The sequence below is a fragment of the Amycolatopsis rhizosphaerae genome (assembly GCF_007713715.1).
Classification (GTDB): Bacteria; Actinomycetota; Actinomycetes; order Mycobacteriales; family Pseudonocardiaceae; genus Amycolatopsis_E; species Amycolatopsis_E rhizosphaerae.
In genome coordinates this window covers 1-3861 of sequence record NZ_VJWX01000610.1, presented here as the reverse complement: position 1 = coordinate 3861, position 3861 = coordinate 1, and the positions used below count along the sequence as shown (strand labels likewise).

The 3861-nt window shown below is 71.2% G+C and carries 4 protein-coding genes; all 4 read right to left on the bottom strand.

Annotation, left to right across the window (positions count from 1 at the left end; translation table 11 throughout):
• On the bottom strand, positions 1–529 hold a 529-nt coding region (locus tag FNH05_RS34130; RefSeq protein ID WP_144592978.1), incomplete at its 3' end, for an FAS1-like dehydratase domain-containing protein.
• The gene (locus tag FNH05_RS34125; RefSeq protein ID WP_144592977.1) at positions 526–1680 is read right to left on the bottom strand and encodes an acyl-CoA dehydrogenase family protein; all 1155 of its coding nucleotides are present in this window, start codon (positions 1678–1680) and stop codon (positions 526–528) included. The genes FNH05_RS34125 and FNH05_RS34130, both read right to left, overlap by 4 nt.
• A gap of 2 nt (positions 1681–1682) precedes the next feature.
• Entirely contained in the window at positions 1683–2738 is a 1056-nt protein-coding gene (locus FNH05_RS34120) for an acyl-CoA dehydrogenase family protein (RefSeq protein ID WP_144592976.1), read from the bottom strand.
• Between the two features lie 55 nt (positions 2739–2793).
• Positions 2794–3861, bottom strand: a 1068-nt coding sequence (locus FNH05_RS34115; protein ID WP_144592975.1) for a wax ester/triacylglycerol synthase family O-acyltransferase, incomplete at its 5' end; no start/stop codon positions are given.

Here is a 3861-nt window from a genome sequence, read left to right as displayed (position 1 = left end):
GTTCGATGGCCGGTGCCGCCTTCGGTGTCTTTTCCGGTGCGAACTTGAGCACCCGGAACAGCATCTCCGCGACGGGTTCGTCACCCACGTACCAGGTGGTCTTCGTGGTGACGAACCAGCCTTCGCCCAGGGCCGTCCTTTTCGGACCGACGACGCCCTCCAGTTTCGTGGACGCGGAAACGTGCTCCCCGTGGCGCAGATACCGGTGGTAGGTCTGCTCGGAGTTCGTGGCCACCACCGAGGTGTAGCCGGCTTCGTCCAGGACGGCCATCATCGCGCCGAGCGGATCGTCCTCGGCCCGGTGCCCGTGCAGACCGTTCATCGTCCACACCTGGGCCATCGCCGGGGGCGCGACCAGTTCGCCGTGCACGGACGCGGCGGCGAAGGCGGGGTCGGTGTACACGGGGTTGGTGTCCCCCAGCGCCTCCACCCAGTTGTTGACCATGGCCTGGTTGACGGGGTCCCGGGCCAGGCGCGGCCGGGACTCCCCCTGCGCGGCGATGCGGGCCGCTTCCTCTTCGATCGTCATCGCGGCACCCTCGGCAGTCCGAGCCCGAACATCGCGATCAGCTCCCGCTGGATCTCGTTCACCCCACCTCCGAAGGTCAGCACCAGGTTGCGGCGGGCCAGCACGTCCAGCCATCCGGCCAGCTCCGCGGTCGGTGGATCGGTCAGGTCCCCGTGCCGGGCCAGGACCTCCTCCAGCAGGCGCGCGACCCGCTGCATGCGCTCGGAACCCAGCACCTTGGTCGCCGAAGCGTCGGCGATGTCCACCGGGGAACCCGGTGGCGCGGCGGCGACCTGCCAGTTGAGCAGTTCGTTGACGCGCACGGTGGCCAGCGTTTCGGCCAGTGCCCCGCGCACGTCCGGGCACTCCAGCAGTCCGCGCGCGGCGGCCCAGTCCCGCACCCGGTCGTACAGCCCGCCGATGCGCCCGGCCGGGCCCAGCATGACCCGCTCGTGGTTGAGCTGGGTGGTGATCAGCTTCCAGCCCTCGTTCTCCTTGCCCACCAGCATGTTCGACGGCACGCGCACGTCGGAGTAGTAGGTGGCGTTGACGTGGTGCGCGCCGTCGCAGGTGATGATCGGGGTCCACGAGTAGCCGGGGTCGCGGGTGTCGGCGATGAGGATCGAGATGCCCTTGTGCTTCGGCGCCGCCGGATCGGTCCGCACCGCGAGCCAGATGTAGTCCGCGTCGTGCCCGCCCGTGGTGAACATCTTCTGCCCGTTCACCACGTAGGTGTCGCCGTCGCGGACCGCCGACGTGCGCAGCGCGGCCAGGTCGGTACCCGCGTCCGGCTCGCTGTAGCCGATCGCGAAGTGCACCTCACCGGCGAGGATCTTCGGCAGGAAGAAGGCCTTCTGTTCCTCGGTGCCGAAGGCCTGCAGTGTCGGCCCCACCGTCTGCAGGGTGACCGACGGGAGCTGCACGTCGGCCCGCGCCGCCTCGTCGACGAAGATGTGCTGCTCGATTTCGCCGAACCCGCGCCCGCCGTACTCCTTCGGCCAGCCCACGCCGAGCCAGCCGTCGCTCCCCATCCGGCGCACGATCCGCCGGTAGGTCTCCCCGTGGCGTTCCCGCAGCAGCGCCTTGCGCTCTTCGGGACTGATCAACCCGGCGAAGTACGCCCGCAGTTCGGTCCGCAGCGCGCGCTGCTCCGCCGTCAGTTCGATGTGCATCCTCACCTCACCAACTCGCCCAGCCGGTCCTGCGCGCCGCCCAGGAACTGGCTCAGCTCTTTGCCCAGCGCGTAGTACCGGTGCAGCGGGTAGGTGATGTCCACGCCGAGCCCGCCGTGCAGGTGCTGGCAGACGGCGAGTGCCTTCGGCCCCTCCTCGGCCAGCCAGTACCCGGCCACCTCGAGGTCCGGTTGCGGATCGAGCCCGGACGCCAGCCGCCACACCGCGGACTGCGCCGCGAGGTGCACGGTCCGCGAAGCGATGTAGACGTCGGCGATCTGCTGCGCCACGGCCTGGAAGGCGGCCAGGGGCCGTCCGAACTGCTCCCGTCGCGCGACGTGCTCCTTGGTGAGCGTGAGCGCACCGGCCAGCACGCCGTCGCCGAGCGCGACCGCACCGGCCACCGCCAGCCGCCGCAGCGTCGCGATCGCCTCGCCGGGTTCGCGGTCCCGCAGCAGGCCCGCCTCCTCGACGCTGACGCGTTCGAGCCGGACCGAGCCGCCGGCCACCGTCACCCCCGGCGCGGCCGGATCGACCAGGAACACGCCCGTGCCGCCGGGCATGGCGGCGGGAACCAGGATGCGGGTCGCGGCGGCGGCGAAGGGCACCCCGGTCTTCGTGCCGGTCAGCGTCCACGCCCCGTCCTCGGCCACCGCCCGCGTGGCAGGCTCGGTGACCAGCGGCGATGACGGCTCGTGCAGGGCCGCGGTGACCAGTGCGTCCCCGGTGGCCACTTCGGGCAGGAGCGCGGCCCGCTGGTCCGGGGTGCCGAGCAGCTCCAGCGGCAGCACGCCCAGCGCGAGCGTCAGTGCCGGGACCGGCGCGGCGGCACGGCCCAGCTCGGTCAGCAGGACGGCCACTTCGGCGATGCCCAGCCCGGCGCCGCCCAGTTCGGGCGGCAGCGCGAGCGAGAGCAGCCCGGCCTTTCCCAGCGCCCGCCACACCTGTTCGTCGTACCCGAGCGGGCCCGCGGGGCGCGCGAGGTCGACCTCCCGGCGAAGGACGTCGGCGGCAAGGCCGGCGATCTCCCGCTGGGTGTCGTCGAGGGTGAAGTCCACACCGGCTCCTCAGCTAAGACTGAAACCTGTTCTAGTCTTAGCCGAGCGAGCGCTCCTAGGCAAGACCGGGCGCAGCCCGAAGAAGCTCTTTCATCTCATCCTGGACCGCATCCGCCAGCGACCACAGTTCTGGAACGAGTTCTCGTGCGGCGAGCAGGCCGACGTCCACCCGGCCCGCGTTCGACATCACGGTGATGTTCAGCCCCGCGCCGTGGAAGACCGGCCCCAGCGGGTACAGCCCCGTCACACGGGCCCCCAGCAGGAACATCGGCTCCGGCGGGCCCGGCACGTTGGAGATCACCAGGTTGTGCACCACCGGATGCTTCTCTGCCAGGCGCAGGGCCGAATAGGCCCGCATCGCCAGGCCGAACAGCCGGGCCGGGGCGAACTGCGCCCAGTCCTGCAGCATGTCCGGTTTGATGCTGAAGTGGTGTTCCTTGGCCACCCGGTTGCTTTCCGCGATCGCGTAGATCCGGGCCGCGGGATCGGCGAGCTGGGTCGGCAGCGCCGCGAAGAACGCCGACACCTGGTTCGCCCCGCCGTCGCGCGCCGTCCTGCCCTGGACCGACACCGGCACCGTCGCGACCAACGGCTCCCTCGGCAGCTCACCGCGCTCGTCGAGGTAACGCCGCAACGCCCCCGCACACAGCGCGAGCACCACGTCGTTCACCGTGACCTTGAAGGTGCGCCTGACCCTCTTCACGTCCTGGAGATCGAGACTGGTGTAGGCGACCTTCCGCAGGCCGGTGATCGTGCGGTTGAACGAGGTCCGCGGCGCGGTGAACGGCACCGGCATGCCGGTGCGGGTGAGCGCGCGGCCCACCCAGCGCGGCGCCATGCCCAGCAGATCGGGCAGCAGCCTGGCCATCTCGACCGGCCGCCGCGCCAGCCCCGCCAGGCTGGAGCGGAGCAGATCGAAATGACTCGGCGCCGCCGGATTCTCCTGCGCCTCCGGCAAGGGCACCAGCGAATGCGGGTCCAGCCCGCACAGGTAGGCGACCAGCATCGCGCCGCTCACCCCGTCGACCGAGGCGTGGTGCAGCTTCAGCAGCACGGCGACCCCGTCGCCCTCCACCCCCTCGATGACGTAGAACTCCCACAGCGGACGGGAACGGTCCAGCGG